Origin of the sequence: Nocardia acididurans, from assembly GCF_016741815.1 — a bacterium.
GTDB lineage: Bacteria > Actinomycetota > Actinomycetes > Mycobacteriales > Mycobacteriaceae > Nocardia > Nocardia acididurans.
Genome location: NZ_JAERRJ010000001.1, coordinates 369,826 through 386,330 on the forward strand (window position 1 = coordinate 369,826; position 16,505 = coordinate 386,330).

The window sequence follows — 16,505 nt, forward strand, 5'->3', positions numbered from 1 at the left end:
TCCGGCGGGACCGGGTCAGACGAAGCGGCCGAGCTGGGGTAGCGCCTCGCCGGGGTGCTTGGCCTGGAAGCCCTCGCCCAGGGCCTCCATCTTCCAGACGCCGCCCTGGCCGTCGCGATAGAGCTTGGCCATCGCCATGGCGGTGGTGGGGGTGCCACCGTCGAGGGTGTAGCGGGCCAGCTCGGCATTGCTGCCGCCGTCGACCAGGCGGCAGAAGGCGTTGGCGACCTGCTGGAAGGTGTGGCCCTTGTACGAGGTGACCATGAACAGCAGGGTCGTGACGTGCGAGGGGATGCGGGTGAGGTCGACGAGGATGACCTCGTCGTCGCCCGCGCCCTCACCGGTCAGATTGTCGCCCTGATGGCGGACCGAGCCGTCCTTGGAGGAAAGGCTGCCGTAGTAGACGACATCCACCGGGTTCATATCGGCGAACATCGCCACCGAGGCGTCGAGGTCGATGTCCACGGCGCGGTTGCCGAACATGCCGCCGCGCTTGACCGGATCCCAGCCCAGGCCCATCTTCACGTAGGTGAGCTGGTTGCCGTCCTCCTTGCGGAGATTGACGCGCTGTCCCTTGAGCAGGCTGACCGTCTGACCGCTCGCGGGCAGATCCCGATCCGGCGCGGGCCCCGGCGGCGCGAAACCGCCGCCGGCGGGCGGATATCCGGCCTGCGGCGGGTACTGGCCACCGGGCGGCGGCGGATAACCCTGTCCGCCAGGCTGATTCGGGGGCGGGTAGCCGCCGGTCGGTGCGTACTGCTGGCCCGGTGCGGGCGGCGGATATCCGGCTCCCGGGGGTGGGTAGCCGCCGGTCGGCTGCGGGGGTGCGGGCGGTGGGGCCTGTTGCGGGGCGGCGGACTGGGCGGGCTGGTCCACGCGGACGCCGTGGTCGGTGACCAGGGCCGCGAATCCGCCCGCGTAGCCCTGGCCGACCGCGCGCACCTTCCAGGCGCCCTGCCGCCGGTACACCTCGAGCGCGATCACGATGGATTCACTGCTCAGACCCTCGACCCGGTATTCGAAGAGCACATTGCCGCCCGCGTCGGAGACACGTGCGGTCGGGGCCGGGATGCGACCGAAGTTGTTGCCCGGATCGTCGAGGGTGATGACGGCGCGGATCTGCGCGATCTCGGCGGGCACCGCGGGCAGCGAAATGGCCAGTGCGGCCGGACCGCCCGGCGCGGGCTGCAGGTTCACGCCCGGACCGCTGGGCTGGTTGAAGAACACGAAGTCGGCGTCCGAGCGAACCTTGCCGTTCTCCGTGACCAGAAGCGCCGAGATATCCGCCGGGGCGGCGATCTCCACGCTGATCACCACGTCGTTGACGTTCACCGGGCCGTTCTGGCCCTTCACCAGTGCTGCGGACAAGATTGACCCTTCACTCTCGCCGGTGCTGTCGCCGCCCACTCTACGAGAAAACAACGGCAGCAGCGGACGCCCGCATCGGTTAGGGTGACGGCAAAGTTCGAGCACAAGGGAACAGATGGCGCAGCTGTTCGAGAAATCGAAGAAGGTGATCGAGGCCCAGCTCGCGGGGACAAGTGTCCGCGCGATCTCCGGATCGATGGTCGCCTACGAAGGCAATGTCCAGTTCAAGAGCGCTGGTTTCGGCGGGGGCGACGGGGTGCTGGCGGGGCTGAAGCGCCGCGCCACCGGTGAATCGCTGTCGCTGATGGAGTGCGGCGGCCAGGGCAAGGTGTACTTCGCGGTCAACGGCCAGAACGTCACCGTGGTGAACCTGAACAACGAGACCCTGCAGGTCGAATCGCAGCAGTTGCTGGCTTTCGCCGGAAACCTGCGCAGCAGCGTGACTTTCGCGGGTCTGCGCGGCGCGACCACGGGTGCGGGCCTGTTCACCACCACGGTGACCGGTGTCGGGCAGGTGGCGTTGCTGTCCGCGGGCGGGCCGCTGATCCATCTGGAGGTGTCGCCGCAGTATCCGCTGGTGGTGGACCCGGATGCGTTCGTGGCCGCGCGCGGCAACCTGAATCAGTCCTTCGTGACCGATGTTTCGTGGCGGGACGCCATGGGTCAGGGCGCGGGCGAGGCGTTCTCGCTGCGCTGGGACGGCCAGGGCGTCGTGCTCATCCAGCCGGCGGAACGGTAGGGGCGCGCGTGTTCGAGCAGGTCAACGGCAAGGTCGTCAAGATCAACGTGGGGCACGCGGGCGGCGTGGTGGCACGCACCGGCGCGATGCTCTTCTACACCGGTGACGTGTCCTTCGCACCGCATCAGGTGCCGGGCGCGTCGCAGATGGGCGGCATGGGCGGGCTGGCGCGCATGGCCGGTCGCATGATGGCCGGTGAGCACGAGGCCACCATGCTGGCCACCGGCATGGGCGAGGTGCACTACGGATTCGCGGGTCTGGAGACCCATGTGGTGCATATGCAGCCCGGCGCGGTGCTGCGCGTGGAAGCCTCACGGCTGCTTGCCAATACGGCGCAGCTGCAGAGTTCGATCGTGTCCGTCGCCAGTTCGGGCGGCGGGCAGGGCGGACGCGGCGGCGGCCTGATGGGCGCGCTGCGCGGCGCGGCGGCCGGAGTGCTCACGGGCGCGGGCATGTTCACCACGCAGCTGTCCGGGCAGGGCAGTGCGGTGCTGCTGGGGCACGGCGGGTTCATCGAGTTGCAGGTGGGCGGCCAATATCCGGTGGTCGTCGATCCGCAGGCGTTCGTGGCCGCGTACGGGAATGTGCAGACCGAGCTGAAGTCGGCCATGAGCTGGCGGGACGCCGTGGGCAAGGGCTCCGGTGAGGCGATGCAGCTGCACTGTATCGGTCAGGGTGTGGTGTACGTGCAGGCCAGCGAGGAGAAGCTGTGACCGAGCTCCTGAATCCGATGAATCTCGGTGACAGCGACAATGTTCCGGGCAACGACTACGCGTTCTGCATCGACCTGCGGAAGCCGTGGTTCATGCGCAAGGGCGCGATGATCGCCTACTACGGGCAGATGCAGTTCAATACGCTGTCGCACGGGCTGCACGGCGGGCTGATGCATATGGTGTCGCAGCAGTTCTCGGCTCCGCTGTTCTCCGGTGACTACGTGGTGGCCGAGGGCCAGGGGAAGCTGATCATCGGCGACCGCGGCTACAACATCAACTCCTTCGATCTCGACGACGGCAATCTGACCGTGCGCGCGGCGAATCTGCTCGCGTTCGAGCCGGAGCTGGCGTTGAAGCAGTCGATCGTGCCCGGCTTTCTGACGCTGATCGGCACCGGCAAGTTCCTGGCCTCCTCCAACGGCCCGGTCATCTTCGCCGAGCCGCCGCTGCGGGTGGATCCGGAATCGCTGGTGGGGTGGGCGGATTGCCCGTCGCCGAGCCATCATTTCGATCAGCGCTGGGTGTCGAGCTTCCTGGCGGCGGGCGCCGCCCGGTTCGGCGTGAACTCCGGTGAGGAGCGGCAGTTCGATTTCACCGGCGCGGGCACGGTGCTGATCCAGTCGAGTGAGAAGGTGCTCGACGATTCGCATCTGGTGCGCACCATCGAGGGCCAGTTGCAGACCGGCATCACGCCGTCGGGTCTGCAGCGGTTGCAGGCCACGATCATGCAGCAGTTGCAGGGTCAACAGAACTACTGAGTGGCACCACTGCACAGGGCACGCCATCAGATGGCCGGGATTCGCCGGTCCGCGCCGCGGCCGTGGCAGGATCGGCGATGTGAGCGACGGTGAGGTCGATCCCGCGGAAGCGCACGAACAGTACCTTCGAGCCTTCCGGCATCCGGCCGTGTCCCGCGACCAGCTGAAACACCTGCTCGACGCGGTCAACGGCTTCCTCGACACCATCACGCCCAAAGAGGGCGAGTTCGTCCCGAACGGCGGCTGGGCGCCCGAGTCCACGGCCATGGCCTTCCAGATCGGGCGCGCCGTCGAACAGGTGCTGGCCGAACGGGAGGCCGCGGACCGGGAGGTGGTGCACCGCCGCGAGATTCGCGACCGGCTGGTGGCCGCGCTGGACGCGGTGCTGGACTGCCTGCGCACCCTGCCCGATCTGGCCGAGGCCGAGATCTCGCTGGGCACAACCGCTGTCAACGAGGGCTTCCAGGTGTTCGACGACGGCTCGGTGCGGACCACGCCCATGCAGGAGGCGGGCGCGGATCTGGGCGCGCTGGAATTGCGGCGCGCCGAATTGGACGAGCAGATGACCGCCGCGGTGACCCGGCGGGTCGAGCTCGTCGACGATACGACCGATCTGGTGCGGGAGCGGCTCGGCGTGGCCGATGTGGGCATTCCGTGGGTGATTCTGGAGGCCACGCAGGGTGGCCTCGATATTTCCGAGCCGTTCGAGTTCGCGGCGGGGCATCTGCCCGACGGTGAGCTGCGGGAGCTCATGGTTCAGCTCGTCACCGATATCGAATTGGCCCGATCCCTGGAGGACGGCGCTCCCGAATAACACCGGGACCGCGTTGCCCGAACTCCACTGCGCTCACCAGGCCGCCGTACCCGAAAAGTCCGAAATCCAGGGCGGATCGGGGACGGGAGTGGGACTCTGACCTGTGAACCCTTACGGCCTTGCGAGGGGAGTTCTCGGTGAAAAAGCTGATCAACGATCCGGGCGAGGTGGTGGATGCCGCCCTGGCGGGCATGGCGGCGGCACATCCCGAGCTGCGGGTCGACGCCAAAGCGCGGATCGTCGTGCGGGGCGACGCACCGGTCGCGGGGAAGGTCGGACTGGTGTCCGGCGGCGGCTCCGGACACGAACCCCTCCATGCCGGATTCGTCGGATTCGGCATGCTGGACGCCGCCTGCCCGGGAGAAATCTTCACCTCCCCGGTACCGGATCAGATCCTCGCCGCGACCACCGCCGTGGACGCTGGTGCGGGGGTGCTGCACATCGTGAAGAACTTCACCGGCGACGTCATGAACTTCGAGATGGCGGCGGAACTGGCCGCCGACACCGGCGTCGAAGTCGTGCCCGTCATCGTGAACGACGATGTGGCGGTACAGGACAGCACGTATACGGCGGGCCGCCGCGGCGTCGGCGCGACAGTGATCCTGGAGAAGATGGCCGGAGCGGCCGCCCAGCGCGGGATGCCGCTGGACGCGGTCGCCCGCATCGCCACCAGGGTGAACGACGAATCCCGCAGCATGGGCATGGCGCTCACCTCCTGCACCGTGCCCGCGGCCGGACACCCCACCTTCGAACTGGGCGAATCCGAGATGGAGATCGGCATCGGCATCCACGGCGAGCCCGGCCGCATGCGCGTCCCGCTCGCCCCGGCGCACGAGGTGGCGGCCATGCTGGTCGAACCGATCCTCGCGGATCTGCCGTTCTCCCACGGGGATCGGGTGCTCTGCTTCCTCAACGGCATGGGCGGCACCCCGCTGCTCGAGCTGTATCTCATGGTCGACGAGGTGTCCCGCATCCTGCGCGGGCACGGCGTCGCGATCGAACGCGCTCTGGTCGGCCCCTACATCACCTCGCTGGAGATGGCCGGCTGCTCGGTGACTCTCACCCGGCTCGACGAAGAACTGACCACGCTGTGGGACGCGCCCGTGCGTACCCCGGCCCTGCGATGGGGAATGTGATGACGACCATCGATGCCGCGGCCTGGATCCGCGCCTTCGCCGCCCTGGTAACCGAACGCGTCGCGGAGCTCACCGCACTCGATTCGGCCATCGGCGACGCCGACCACGGCACGAATATGAAGCGGGGCCTGGACGCGGCCGTCGCGGCGCTGAAGGATTCCACCGCCGGTGGGCCCGCTGCCATCTGCAAGCAGACCGGCACCGTGCTGGTCAGCACCATCGGCGGGGCCAGCGGACCGCTCTACGGCACATTCTTCCTGCGCTGCGCGCCGCTGCTCGAAAACGGCACGGACATAGCCACATTCGCGAAGGCGTTCCGGACCGGAGTGGAGGCGGTGGCCGAACGCGGTAGGGCCGTCCCCGGCGACAAGACCATGATCGACGCCCTGCTGCCCGCCGCGGCCTGCCTCGACCGGCAGGTGGCCGTCGGCTCCTCCCCCGTCACCGCGCTGGAGGCCGCGGTCGCCGCCGCCGACAAGGGCCGCCGCGCCACCCAACCCCTGCAGGCCCGCAAGGGCCGCGCCTCCTACCTGGGCGAACGCAGTATCGGCCATATAGATCCGGGCGCGACGAGCGCCGTCCTGCTGGTCCGGGCGGCCCGGCAGGCGCTGCGTTGATCGGCCTGGTGGTCGTGTCGCACGGCCGCGCCCTGGCGAGCGCGGCCGTGGACCTGGCCACCGCGCTGCTGCCGAAACCACAGGCCCGCATAGTGATTGCCGCGGGCCTGACCGAAACCGAGTACGGCACCGACGCCGTCGCGGTGGCCACCGCCATCCAGGCCGCCGACTCCGGTGACGGCGTGCTGGTGCTGATGGACCTCGGCAGCGCGGTCCTGTCCGCCGAAACCGCCCTCGACCTGCTCGAATCCCCGCACCGGGTGCGACTGTGCGCGGCACCGCTGGTGGAGGGACTGGTCGCCGCCCTGGCCGCCGCCGACGGTGGCGCGGACCTGGACAAGGCAGCCCACGAGGCCGACCACGCCCTGGACGGCAAACGCGCCCAGCTCGGCGAAACCCCCACTCCCCCACCGGATGAGCCCACAACCGCCGTAATCGCCACTCCTCCAACGGAAGAGCCCGGTGCCGCCGGAATCAACACTCCCCCGGCCGAAGCACACCCGGTCAGCGAACTCTCCGCTCCCCCAATCGATGTCCCGGAAATCCGTCGACCCGAACCGATGACCGCCATCGTCGAAGTGACGAACGCGCACGGCCTGCACGCCCGGCCCGCCGCCGAATTGGTTTCCGCCCTGGGCAAACTCGACGCCGAGGTGCGGCTTCGCAATGCCAGCACCGGCGCGGGACCGGTACCCGGCAACAGCCTCACCCGGGTCCTCACCCTCGGCATCCTGCCCGGCCATCGGCTGGAGGTCTCCGCCACCGGCCCCGATTCCGCCGCCGCCGTGGAATACGTCCGCACAGTGGCAACCAACCATTGACCGGAGCCGCTCACGACCGCCCACTCGACGCGGAATCAGCGTGTGGTCAGGCGCTGGGCCGCAGTGTGGAGAGCACGCGGATCGCGTCCGACAGGGAGATCATCTTGTCGGGAGCCTCACTGGCAAGACCCATCTCGATGTACTGGCGGATGAGCATCGACGACGTGATGCCGTGTTCAGCGGCAAGCTCCCGCACCCGGTCGCGCGTCTGCTGCGGCAGTTTCAGCGAAGTGGTGACCATCCCGCGTTCGATCTCGTCGGTCGCGGGCGGCAACGCCGGCATCGACACAGCATCATCGAAGGTCAACCCGTCCAGGAAAACCTTCGCCTCCTGAGCACTACGCGGGTAGCTCTGGTCCGGTCGGCTATTCATCTCCGGTTACCTCCCAAGCGGTGTATTCGGCGAGCTGCATCGAAGTCATCGGCGCGGCGAAGAGGATCTGCCAGCGGCCGACAACCCGCAGCCAGCGGAGCAGCACGAGCAGCGCACGACCTTCGTCGGTGCGCCCCCACACGGTCAGCACGGCCAATCCCTCACGGCTGGTTGCCGGGCGTGACCAGCGTCGCGGCGAGAACAGCACCTCCATCACTTCCCACCGCTCGATTCCTACCTCGTCGAGCAGAGCACGCGACCCGAACCACCATTCGTACATGCCGGAATCCACGGGTCGTGACCATAATACCTCGGTATTATCGCTGGTGGGCGATTGAAAATTCGCACGGTGAATGGTCGTGTGTCCCGCACGGCGTGTCGGGACGGATGGATTAGGGGCGAACCGGCGCTGAGTCCTGGTCCGATTCGGGGGTGGATCGCATGAACCAGTCGATGATCTCCTCGCCGGCCAGGATGCCGGAGGTGCGGGTGATCGTCAGGTTGGGGCTGGTCCAGTTGAGCTGTTCGAGTTCGCCGTGGCGGGGGCGGATGGCGGAGTCGGCGGTGCGGAGCATTTCCGCGTCGAGGGCTCCGTCACCGGCGGCCAGCAGGCGCGCGTCGGCGGCCAGTTCGGCCGAATCCGTCAGGCGGCGGCGGACTTCGGCGACCGCGCGGGATTTGCAGACCGCGAGCGGCATGGTGTAGATCTTGCGGCCCTGCTGGGAGGCGGACCAGCCGCGCGGGCGGCACCAGGCATCCCATTCGGCGAGGAAGTCGGCGGGGACCGCCTTCGGTTTGACCACCAGGTAGCAGAACAGGTGATCGGCGATGCGGAACTTGGTGACGAAGGAATCGTCTATGCGGGAACGGAGTTCGGCGCTCACCTCGGACAGCGTCGCGGAGGTGGAGCGCACCTCGGCGTCGAGGTCGATGCGCCAGCGCATATCCGGGATGCCGTTGACCAGGATATTGCCGCCATTGCTGGTGACGGCGTAGCGCCAGGGCGCACCGGGTAGCCGGATCCGGTTGAACTGCTTGATGGTTCGCGTGGTGGTGGGGATGACGGCGGCGGGCTCGGTGAGCGAGCGCATGCGGTCGGCCGCGATGGTCGTCATGAACGACAGGGGAGCGCCCTCGAGATGTTCCACGCAGACCGTGGGAAGTTCGGTGTCGGCGCCGATGGCATTGCGGGAGTAGATCATGGTGCGGTCGAGATCCGTCGCGATGAGGGTTCGTCTTCGCGATAGTCGTCTTCGGTCGAGCATCAGTTCTTCACGTCCTTGATCAGTCCCATGCAGGCGTAGGCCAGGTCGGGCACGACTTCCACCGGCACGCCGCGGGCGGCGGCCAGCATGCGGATGTGGGCGTGCTCGGGGGCGTCGGCGTCGCGCACCAGCACCTTCCACGGCACGCGGCGCAGCAGCACGCGAGTCGTCTCGCCCACACCGGGTTTCACGAAGTTCACGCTGGAGATGCCGTATTCGGCGCGCACGGCCTCCACCGACTTCCAGCCCGCCCAGGTGGGGGAGCGGTCGGAATCCCGCACGGCGGCAACATGTTCGGCGACGAACGGGCGGACGGCGTCGAACCGGTCGCGCACCGCGTCGAGCAGGCGGCCGGAGACGTCGTCGGAGGCCAGCTCGCGGTAGAACTTCGCGCCGTGGAAATCGCCCGGACCGATCAGGGTGTCGTTCAGCACTGTCCGCGAAACCAGGCCGGACACAGTGGAATTCAGGCAGGCCGAGGCGATCAGGAAATCGTCGCGGGTGCCGTAGACGCGCACGCAACTGCCCGGATCGGCCAGCACCGCCAGCTCGTCGTTGAAGCGTGCGCCGCCGGCGGCGTGGTAGGCGTCGAGCGCCTCGGTGAGCTCCCGGGTGATCGCGCCCTTGCCGGTCCAGCCGTCCACGAACACGATATCGGCCGCATCATGGTGGCGCGCAAGGTAATCGAGCGCCACCGGATCGATGCCCCGATCCCGCACGATGGACACCGCGTAGTGCGGCACATCCAGCCCACGGGTGGCCAGCCATCGCCGCATGAGCACGCCGACCGGCGTCCCGGCCCGCGCCAGCGACACCAGCACGACGTTCTCACCGCGTTCGGCCACAACAATTTCGGAAACCGTGGCCACCGCGAGCGCCAGCCGCTCGGCGCTCTCCGCGAGCACCTTGTCGAACAGCTCGCGATACGCCGCGTCCGGCTGATACTCGATCGGCAGCGACTCCGCGTAGTGCGCCTCACCGGCCTGGATCCGCTGTTCCCGTTCGGCCACATCGGCTTCCAGGTCCGCGTAGGAGAGATCCTTCAGCAGCCACGCCACCTCGTCCGGCGCGTACGACCCGAATTCGGGTCCGCGCAACGGAGCGGGCAGATCCGCAGCGCGGTGCGGCGCGTTCTCATCCCGCGACATGGCGGCTCCTCCCCTGTTTGCGATACCGGCGCCCGCGCGGTCGGCGTGGAGTTCCCGGGGATCCGCGCCGGGCAGCACGGCGAGCACGACGTCCGCGCCGGAAGCGGTCAGGACGTCGATGAGCCCACCGGCGGCGGTGAGCCGATCGGTGTCGGCGGGCTCGTCCACCACGACGAGCAGAATCGGATCGACCGCGCTCGGCTCCGGCCAGTGCGCGTTGTAGACGAAGCGCGGGGCCTCGTCATCGAACTCCGGTGCGGTGAAACGGAATCCGCGCCGCAGCGGGTACCCGGGTTCGTCCAGCACGTAGGCAGGGGAACGGGTCGTGGTCTGATACCGCGTCGCCACGCCACTGTCCGCGAGCGCCGCGGCCAGTCGCAGCGGCAGGTACATGAACTCCTCGTGCCCCACCACGATCACCGGGCGCGGCACGGTCGGACCATCCGCGACATCGCTCGCGGCCGCACTGCCGGATACGTCCGCGCCGGCAGACCTGTCCGCGACAGCGGATGCGGCCGGGAACCGCCCTGCGTGCGGGGCATTGCCATCGGCGCGCCCGGACTCGAAGCCGTTCGCGCGCGTCACCGCGACGCTGCCCCAGGGGAGTGCGTCGAGTTCGCGCCACAGGGCTTCGGTGGTCTGTGCCACCGCCGACTCGAAGGCCGCCGCGTCAGCGTCCAGGATGCCGTGGCGGCCGCCCTCGGGAACATCGGCGGGCCAGGGGAGTTCGATGCGCGCGAACTCGCCGCGCACGGCGGCGACCGGGTTCAGCTCCGGATCGGGCAGTGCGGCAACCGAATCCACGAGACCTTCGGGCAACAGGGTCGCACCGGAGGCGAGGCAGACGGTGTCGATGCGCGCGCCGAGTTCGGCGGCGGCGGCGTCGAACGCCGCCTTGTCCGCCTCGGTGCGCATGTCCACCAGCGATGCCAGCACGTAGTGCGAGCGGGGCATGAACTCGTTCAAAGCCCGGATGGCGTCGATCGCTGTTGCGCCGGTGGAGATCTCGTCATCGACCAGCACCATGGGCAGGTCGTTGAGGAAGATCGCGGCGGGCGCGGGTTGCAGCAGGTGCGAGGTGGCGTGCGAGTGGCCCTCTTCGAATCCGGTGAGGGTTTCGGCGGTGGGCACGTCGCGCCGCGTCGAGTGCAGGTAGCACTCGGCGGCGATGCGCGCGGCCACACAGTGGCCGAGTCCCGTTGCGGTCTCGGCGAATCCGAGGACGACGACCGGACCGGCCACGACCTCGCGCACCAGATCGCCCAGGCGGTTGCCCGCGTCGAGCACACGGTGCGGATCGGTGGGCAGGTGTTTGCCGAGCACCGTGGACACCAGCAGGTGCGCCCGGCGCGGGTTGCGGCGCAGGCCGGGTTCGATGAGGGCGGCGATATCCCACTCGTCCGCGCCCACGTACGAATTCTCGTGGCGGAGACCGAGACCCAGCTCCCGGGTCGCCCAGGGTTCGGTGATCGCGGTGCCGCCCGAACCGCTGCCGCTGTCGTTCCCGTAGCCCGCGGCCGTGCCGCCCGGGTATTCGGTCACGACGCCACCAGCGCTTTCAGCAGATCCACGAACGACACTCCCTTGTTGGTCACACCGAAAACCCTTGCGCGCAGGATGGTCTGCCGGGCCCAGCTGCGATGCGGCTTCATCTCGTTCATCTTGTTGCGGTATTCGGAGGCTGCGACGCCCCCGGCCTCCCCGCCCAGGATGTCCAGGGCGTCGGAGTATTCCTCGTGCGTCACCACCGACATGGCGTGCACGACCGAGACGTGTGACGGGTGGATGACCGTCTTGCCCTGGATGCCGTTGGCCCGGTCCAGGGCGATCTCGCGCAGCAGGCCGTCGAGGTCCCGGCTGACCAGGTATTCGCGAAACGGCACGGCGTCCGACTCGGCGAACGGCGAGGCGCGCAGCATGGGCCGGAACATGCGCTCGTGGTCGGCGAAGTACTCCCAGACCGGGCCGGTGATGGTGAAGCCGGTGCCGTCGGTGCGCCCCAGATAGTTGACGATGTCGGCGATGACGTCGGCGACCACTCGCACGTCGTAGATGGTGAGGTCGCGGTCGCGGCGGATGCCGAAGGTGGAGCACATGTCGGTGGCGCCGATGCGCACGGCCAGGATGGCGTCGCGGCGTTCGGTGAGCATGTCCTGGATGCGGTGCAGTTCCAGGTCGCGGGTCTGCCGGTGCACCAGCGAGGGCGATTCCAGCACCGGCATGCCGAAGACGGTGCGGCCCAGGCGTTCCGAGGCGGCGTCGAGGGCGTCGAGGTATTTCGCGCCGGAGACGCTGTCGAATTTGGGGAAGACGAAGCCGGTGAGGACGCGGCCGCCGGGGCCGAGCCAGTCGATGATCTCGGCGATGGTGTCGGCGTCGCGGACGCGCACGAACAGCAGCGGGTACAGGTCGGTGCCCGCGCCGAGTTCGTTCAATGTGGCTGCGGCCTGGCGTTTTCCGAATTCGAGGTCGTGGTCGGCGACGGCGTCCTCGAGGTCGATGACCATGGAGCAGACGCCGCGTTCCGCCCGGCGCACGATGGTGGCGGTGAGGTCGTCGCGGGTGGCGGGCACGTACAGGGTCGCGCCGAGCGCCATGGCGACCAGATCGCGGTCGGTGAGGTCGGAGAGGGGTTCGGGGACGCGGTGGAACAGTTCGCGTAGTTCGGGGCCGGTGACGTGCCGATGGTGGCGCATGGGTAGGCGCTTGTGCAGCGATACGGGGGCGAAGAGGCCCGGATCGGTGGTGATAACTCCGGTCATCGGCCCCCATCCTTCCTGACTAGTTGGTCGGTTTATCTATCTGTATTGCGCATCCGATCGACAACACCGGCGACGAAATTCGCGATGAGGTCCAGCTCGGACACGTAGGCCCAGTAGTCCGGATGCCGGGCGTCACCGAGACTGCCCGACACCCGGTCGAGGCGTTCGGCCTGGGCGTCCAGTACCGAACCCCATTCGGCGACCAGGCCGTTGTTCACGGCCAGCATCTGCGCGTCGCGCAGTTTGAATCGAACGGCTTTGGCTTTGTCTTGCGGTTTGTCGCGCACCTCTCGCAGGAGGCTGAGCCGGTCCGTGACGGCGTCGGCCTGCTCCTCGGCGACGGCGAGGTGCGCGCGGGCGGATGTGGTCAGCTCGAGAGTTTGCTCCGGGTCGTTGTTCTGCAATGCGGCCCGGGCCCGGGACAGCTCCGCGTCGGCGGCGTCCACGGCTCGGTGGGCTTCCCGCCCATTGTTGGCCAAATCCGCCGAACTCGCAGCGTTGAACTCCCGGAGCAGGGTGGACATGGCGGGTGGGATGCGGTCGAGGCGGTGCCGCGCCGCCGATAGTCGCGTGGCCGCCGAGGCCAGCGCGGTGGTAGCCGAATGCTGTTTGCCCGGTGCGTCTTCCAGGGCCCTTGACAACTCGCGGGTATGCGCCTCGAGCTTGGTCGCGGCGTCCCGCACCGCCCCCGTCGCACCCCCCGCGACCGCACCCTCGAGTGTGATCAGTCCCTCATCCACGGCCGCCGCCGCGCGCCGGATGGACGGATAACTCGCGTGCGGCGAATCGTTCGCCGCCTGCCGCGCCGCACCCGCCGCGGCCCGCACCTGGGCCACCAGCTGCGGCACCGTGTTGTACACGGCGACCGCGTTCTCCAGGTGCGCCTGATTACCGCGATAGAACCGGTCCACCCCCGACGCCGCGTCGGCGAGCCGCCGCACCTGCGTGTCGATCTCCTGCTGCGGAACCGTGCCACCCTCGCGTTCGGCCTGGTCCAGCCGTTCGTTCAAGGCCAGATAGGCCCCCGCGGCGTCATAGCAGCGGGCCCGCACCGGCTCCCACTGCGCCGCCATCCCCCGCTCCGGAAACATCTGAGCGGAGGCCGCCACAGCAGTCTCGGCGATGCTCTGCCGCGTATCCATGTCCAGGAATGCGGCCGTCAGCGTCTGCCGGGCCTGCTGCACCCATTCGTTGTTCCGCGCGCTCCCCCGGAACCATCCGCGTCTACGGCCTGCCACGCCCCGATGTTAGGAGACTGTTCACGCGCTCGGCGACTGTGGCGATTCATCCGGTGACATGTCGCGTGACAGGATTGTGCCGGGGGATGTCCTGGGTTTGTTCCTGCACAAGGTCCGCGAAAGCTACTAGGGTCGTGGTAAGCGGACCCCGGCAATTCGGACATGCCGCGATACAAGAGTGTTTTTGAACCACTTTCCAACGGAAGGGAATCCCGCATGGGTGTCAGTTTGGCCAAGGGCGGCAATGTCTCGCTGACGAAGGCGGCCCCGAACCTGACGGCGGTCGCGGTCGGTCTGGGCTGGGATGTGCGGACCACCACCGGAACCGACTTCGACCTCGACGCGAGCGCGATCGCCACCGGCGCCGACAAGAAGGTCGTGTCGGACAAGCATTTCGTCTTCTTCAACAACCTGTCCTCCCCGGAAGGCAGCATCGTGCACGCCGGTGACAACCTCACCGGTGAGGGCGAAGGCGACGACGAGGTCATCAACGTCAACCTCGCCAACACGCCGCCGACCATCGAGTCCATCTTCTTCCCGGTCTCGATCTACGACGCCGAGTCGCGCAGCCAGAGCTTCGGCCAGGTCCGCAACGCGTACATCCGCGTCGTCGACTCGTCCAACGGCAACGAGCTCGCCCGCTACGACCTCTCGGAGGACGCCTCCACCGAGACCGCCATGGTCTTCGGCGAGCTGTACCGCAACGGCGCCGAATGGAAGTTCCGGGCCATCGGCCAGGGCTACGCCTCCGGCCTGTCGGGCATTGCACGCGACTACGGCGTGAACGTCTAGCAGTTTCGCTCCACACCGAGGGGGCTCGGTTCGACCGGGCCCCCTTCGGCATACTCACCACCGACAACCGTCGCCCGACACACTCATGAAAGGCCCACAGCCGGTGCGAATATTCGGCCTCTCCATAGTCGTCACGATCATGTCCTTGATCGTGGCGTTCGCGTATGGCGCTCAAGGCTCCATGGGCGCACTGAAGGCGCTCGCACTGTGCGCCATCCTGGGCATCCTCGAGGTGTCGCTGTCCTTCGACAACGCAGTCATCAACGCGACCGTCCTGCAGCGGATGAGCGAGTTCTGGCAGAAGATCTTCCTCACCGTCGGCATCCTGATCGCCGTCTTCGGTATGCGCCTGGTCTTCCCGCTGGCCATCGTGTGGATCACCGCGGGCCTGAACCCGAAGGAAGCCCTCGACCTGGCGCTGAACCCGCCCACCGACGGCAGCCCGACCTACGAAAGCCTGCTCACCGCGGCGCACCCGCAGATCGCCGCCTTCGGTGGCGCGTTCCTGCTGCTGCTGTTCCTGAACTTCATCCTGGAAGACCACGAGATCAAGTGGCTGACCTGGCTGGAGAAGCCGCTGGCCAAGCTCGGCAAGCTGGACATGCTGGCTGTGGTGCTCACCCTGGTCGGCATCGTGCTGGCCGCCGAGTTCGCCGCCTCCGAGGACGAACGCTCCACCGTGCTGCTCGCCGGCATCCTGGGCCTGGTCACCTACGTCGTGGTCGACGGTCTCGGATCCTTGTTCCACACCGAGGAGATGATCGAGGAGTCCGAGCACACCGGGCCGTCGGAACTCGCGAAGGCCACCGGTAAGGCGGGCTTCTTCCTGTTCCTGTACCTCGAGGTCCTCGACGCCTCGTTCTCCTTCGACGGTGTCATCGGCGCGTTCGCCATCACCTCCGACCCGATCATCATCGCGCTGGGCCTCGGCCTGATCGGCGCCATGTTCGTCCGGTCCATCACCGTCTACCTGGTGCGCAAGGGCACGCTCAACGAGTACGTGTACCTCGAGCACGGCGCACACTGGGCCATCGGCGCGCTGGCCATCATCCTGCTGGTGTCGATCGGCCCACACGTCAACGAGCTCGTCACCGGTCTGGTGGGCGTCGCCTTCATCGGCGCGGCCTTCATCACCTCGATCATCCGCAACAAGCGCGAGGGCGACAACGACGAGCCGGTCGCACTGGAGAAGGAAACCACGCCGGTCGGCTGAACATCCCGGTAGTGTGGTCGGCAGATACGCCGACTTCCCGCGCCCGCCACGAGAATTCGCGGCGGGCGCGGTTCGTTTCGGCACGTACGCGCAGAACCCTGGGGAGGGAGTTCGACCATGACCTATCAGCAGCCCGGTGGCGGCGTGAATCTCGGCAAGGTGACGCTGTCCAAAGCCGAACCGTCGGTCAGCCTCACGAAACCCGGTGACCGGCAAGGGGTTATGCGGGTCAATCTGAACTGGTCCCAGGGCGTCAAACGCGGGCTGTTCCGCCGCTCCAATGCCGTCGACCTGGATCTGGGCTGTCTGTGGGAGCTCACCGACGGCCGCAAGGGCGTGATCCAGGCCCTGGGCAACAGTTTCGGGCAACTGCAGCAGCCGCCGTTCATCCTGCTCGACGGCGACGACCGCACCGGCCAGGCCGCCGGCGGCGAGAACATGCACATCAATCTGGATCAGCCCGGCATCTTCCGCCGCGTGCTCATCTTCGCCTACATCTATGAGGGCGTACCGAACTGGGCGTCGGCCGACGGCGTGGTCACGCTGTACCCGACCGCCGGGCCGCAGGTCGAGGTGCGCCTGGACTCACCGGTCAACGACGCCCGCTCCTGCGCGGTCGCGCTCCTCGAGAACATCGGCGGCGGGCTGCAGGTGCGACGCGAAGTGCAGTACATCAACGGCAGTCAGAGCGCCATCGACAAGGCCTACAACTGGGGGTTGAACTGGACCCCCGGCCGCAAGTAGCCGC

At 68.1% G+C, this 16,505-nt stretch carries 17 protein-coding genes; 10 read left to right on the forward strand and 7 right to left on the reverse strand.

Features of this window, described 5'->3' with window-relative positions; all coding sequences use genetic code 11:
• Positions 1–15: 15 nt before the first annotated feature.
• Positions 16–1,368, reverse strand: a complete 1,353-nt coding sequence (locus JK358_RS01700; protein ID WP_201942567.1) for a TerD family protein — start codon at positions 1,366–1,368, stop codon at positions 16–18.
• A 115-nt stretch (positions 1,369–1,483) separates the two neighbouring features.
• Between JK358_RS01700 and JK358_RS01705 the strand changes: the two genes are divergently transcribed.
• The 7 genes from JK358_RS01705 to dhaM all read left to right on the forward strand — a co-directional run bounded on the left by JK358_RS01705 (position 1,484) and on the right by dhaM (position 6,966).
• On the forward strand, positions 1,484–2,107 hold the full coding sequence (locus JK358_RS01705) for an AIM24 family protein (RefSeq protein WP_201942570.1): 624 nt from the start codon (positions 1,484–1,486) through the stop codon (positions 2,105–2,107).
• A gap of 8 nt (positions 2,108–2,115) precedes the next feature.
• A complete protein-coding gene (locus JK358_RS01710) occupies positions 2,116–2,820 on the forward strand; it encodes an AIM24 family protein (RefSeq protein WP_201942574.1) in 705 nt (234 codons plus the stop codon).
• The gene (locus JK358_RS01715) at positions 2,817–3,578 is read left to right on the forward strand and encodes an AIM24 family protein (protein ID WP_201942577.1); all 762 of its coding nucleotides are present in this window, start codon (positions 2,817–2,819) and stop codon (positions 3,576–3,578) included. The genes JK358_RS01710 and JK358_RS01715 overlap by 4 nt, the downstream gene beginning before the upstream one ends.
• 79 nt (positions 3,579–3,657) lie before the next feature.
• Positions 3,658–4,392 (forward strand): hypothetical protein, encoded by a 735-nt coding sequence (locus JK358_RS01720; protein ID WP_201942580.1) that lies wholly within the window; start codon positions 3,658–3,660, stop codon positions 4,390–4,392.
• Positions 4,393–4,529: 137 nt separating this feature from the next.
• On the forward strand, positions 4,530–5,528 hold the full coding sequence (gene dhaK, locus JK358_RS01725; RefSeq protein ID WP_201942583.1) for a dihydroxyacetone kinase subunit DhaK: 999 nt from the start codon (positions 4,530–4,532) through the stop codon (positions 5,526–5,528).
• Entirely contained in the window at positions 5,528–6,145 is a 618-nt protein-coding gene (dhaL, locus tag JK358_RS01730; protein WP_201942586.1) for a dihydroxyacetone kinase subunit DhaL, read from the forward strand. The genes dhaK and dhaL overlap by 1 nt, the downstream gene beginning before the upstream one ends.
• The gene (gene dhaM / locus JK358_RS01735; RefSeq protein WP_201942589.1) at positions 6,142–6,966 is read left to right on the forward strand and encodes a dihydroxyacetone kinase phosphoryl donor subunit DhaM; all 825 of its coding nucleotides are present in this window, start codon (positions 6,142–6,144) and stop codon (positions 6,964–6,966) included. The genes dhaL and dhaM overlap by 4 nt, the downstream gene beginning before the upstream one ends.
• Before the next feature lie 46 nt (positions 6,967–7,012).
• On the opposite strand, the gene JK358_RS01740 is transcribed toward dhaM, so the two are convergent.
• The 6 genes from JK358_RS01740 to JK358_RS01765 form a co-directional block, all read right to left on the reverse strand.
• Positions 7,013–7,339 (reverse strand): YlcI/YnfO family protein, encoded by a 327-nt coding sequence (locus tag JK358_RS01740; RefSeq protein WP_201942592.1) that lies wholly within the window; start codon positions 7,337–7,339, stop codon positions 7,013–7,015.
• Positions 7,332–7,631: a hypothetical protein gene (locus JK358_RS01745; RefSeq protein WP_201942596.1), complete on the reverse strand. Its 300-nt coding sequence runs from the start codon at positions 7,629–7,631 to the stop codon at positions 7,332–7,334. Before JK358_RS01745 ends, JK358_RS01740 begins: the two co-directional genes overlap by 8 nt.
• 100 nt (positions 7,632–7,731) lie before the next feature.
• Positions 7,732–8,604 carry an HAD family hydrolase gene (locus JK358_RS01750; protein WP_201942599.1) on the reverse strand — a complete coding sequence of 291 codons (873 nt, stop codon included), beginning with the start codon at positions 8,602–8,604 and terminating at the stop codon, positions 7,732–7,734.
• Entirely contained in the window at positions 8,604–11,294 is a 2,691-nt protein-coding gene (locus JK358_RS01755) for a phosphoribosyltransferase domain-containing protein (RefSeq protein WP_372440580.1), read from the reverse strand. Before JK358_RS01755 ends, JK358_RS01750 begins: the two co-directional genes overlap by 1 nt.
• Positions 11,291–12,448 (reverse strand): HpcH/HpaI aldolase/citrate lyase family protein, encoded by a 1,158-nt coding sequence (locus JK358_RS01760; RefSeq protein ID WP_201943763.1) that lies wholly within the window; start codon positions 12,446–12,448, stop codon positions 11,291–11,293. Before JK358_RS01760 ends, JK358_RS01755 begins: the two co-directional genes overlap by 4 nt.
• 98 nt (positions 12,449–12,546) lie before the next feature.
• Positions 12,547–13,752: a hypothetical protein gene (locus tag JK358_RS01765; RefSeq protein ID WP_201942602.1), complete on the reverse strand. Its 1,206-nt coding sequence runs from the start codon at positions 13,750–13,752 to the stop codon at positions 12,547–12,549.
• Positions 13,753–13,968: 216 nt separating this feature from the next.
• On the opposite strand from JK358_RS01765, the gene JK358_RS01770 reads away from it, so the two are divergent.
• From JK358_RS01770 to JK358_RS01780, 3 genes are all read left to right on the forward strand, one after another.
• Complete coding sequence (locus tag JK358_RS01770) at positions 13,969–14,544, forward strand: TerD family protein (RefSeq protein ID WP_201942605.1); 576 nt, start codon at positions 13,969–13,971, stop codon at positions 14,542–14,544.
• Positions 14,545–14,629: 85 nt separating this feature from the next.
• The gene (locus JK358_RS01775; RefSeq protein ID WP_201942608.1) at positions 14,630–15,757 is read left to right on the forward strand and encodes a DUF475 domain-containing protein; all 1,128 of its coding nucleotides are present in this window, start codon (positions 14,630–14,632) and stop codon (positions 15,755–15,757) included.
• 117 nt (positions 15,758–15,874) lie between these two features.
• Positions 15,875–16,501, forward strand: a complete 627-nt coding sequence (locus JK358_RS01780) for a TerD family protein (protein ID WP_201942611.1) — start codon at positions 15,875–15,877, stop codon at positions 16,499–16,501.
• Positions 16,502–16,505: the final 4 nt, after the last annotated feature.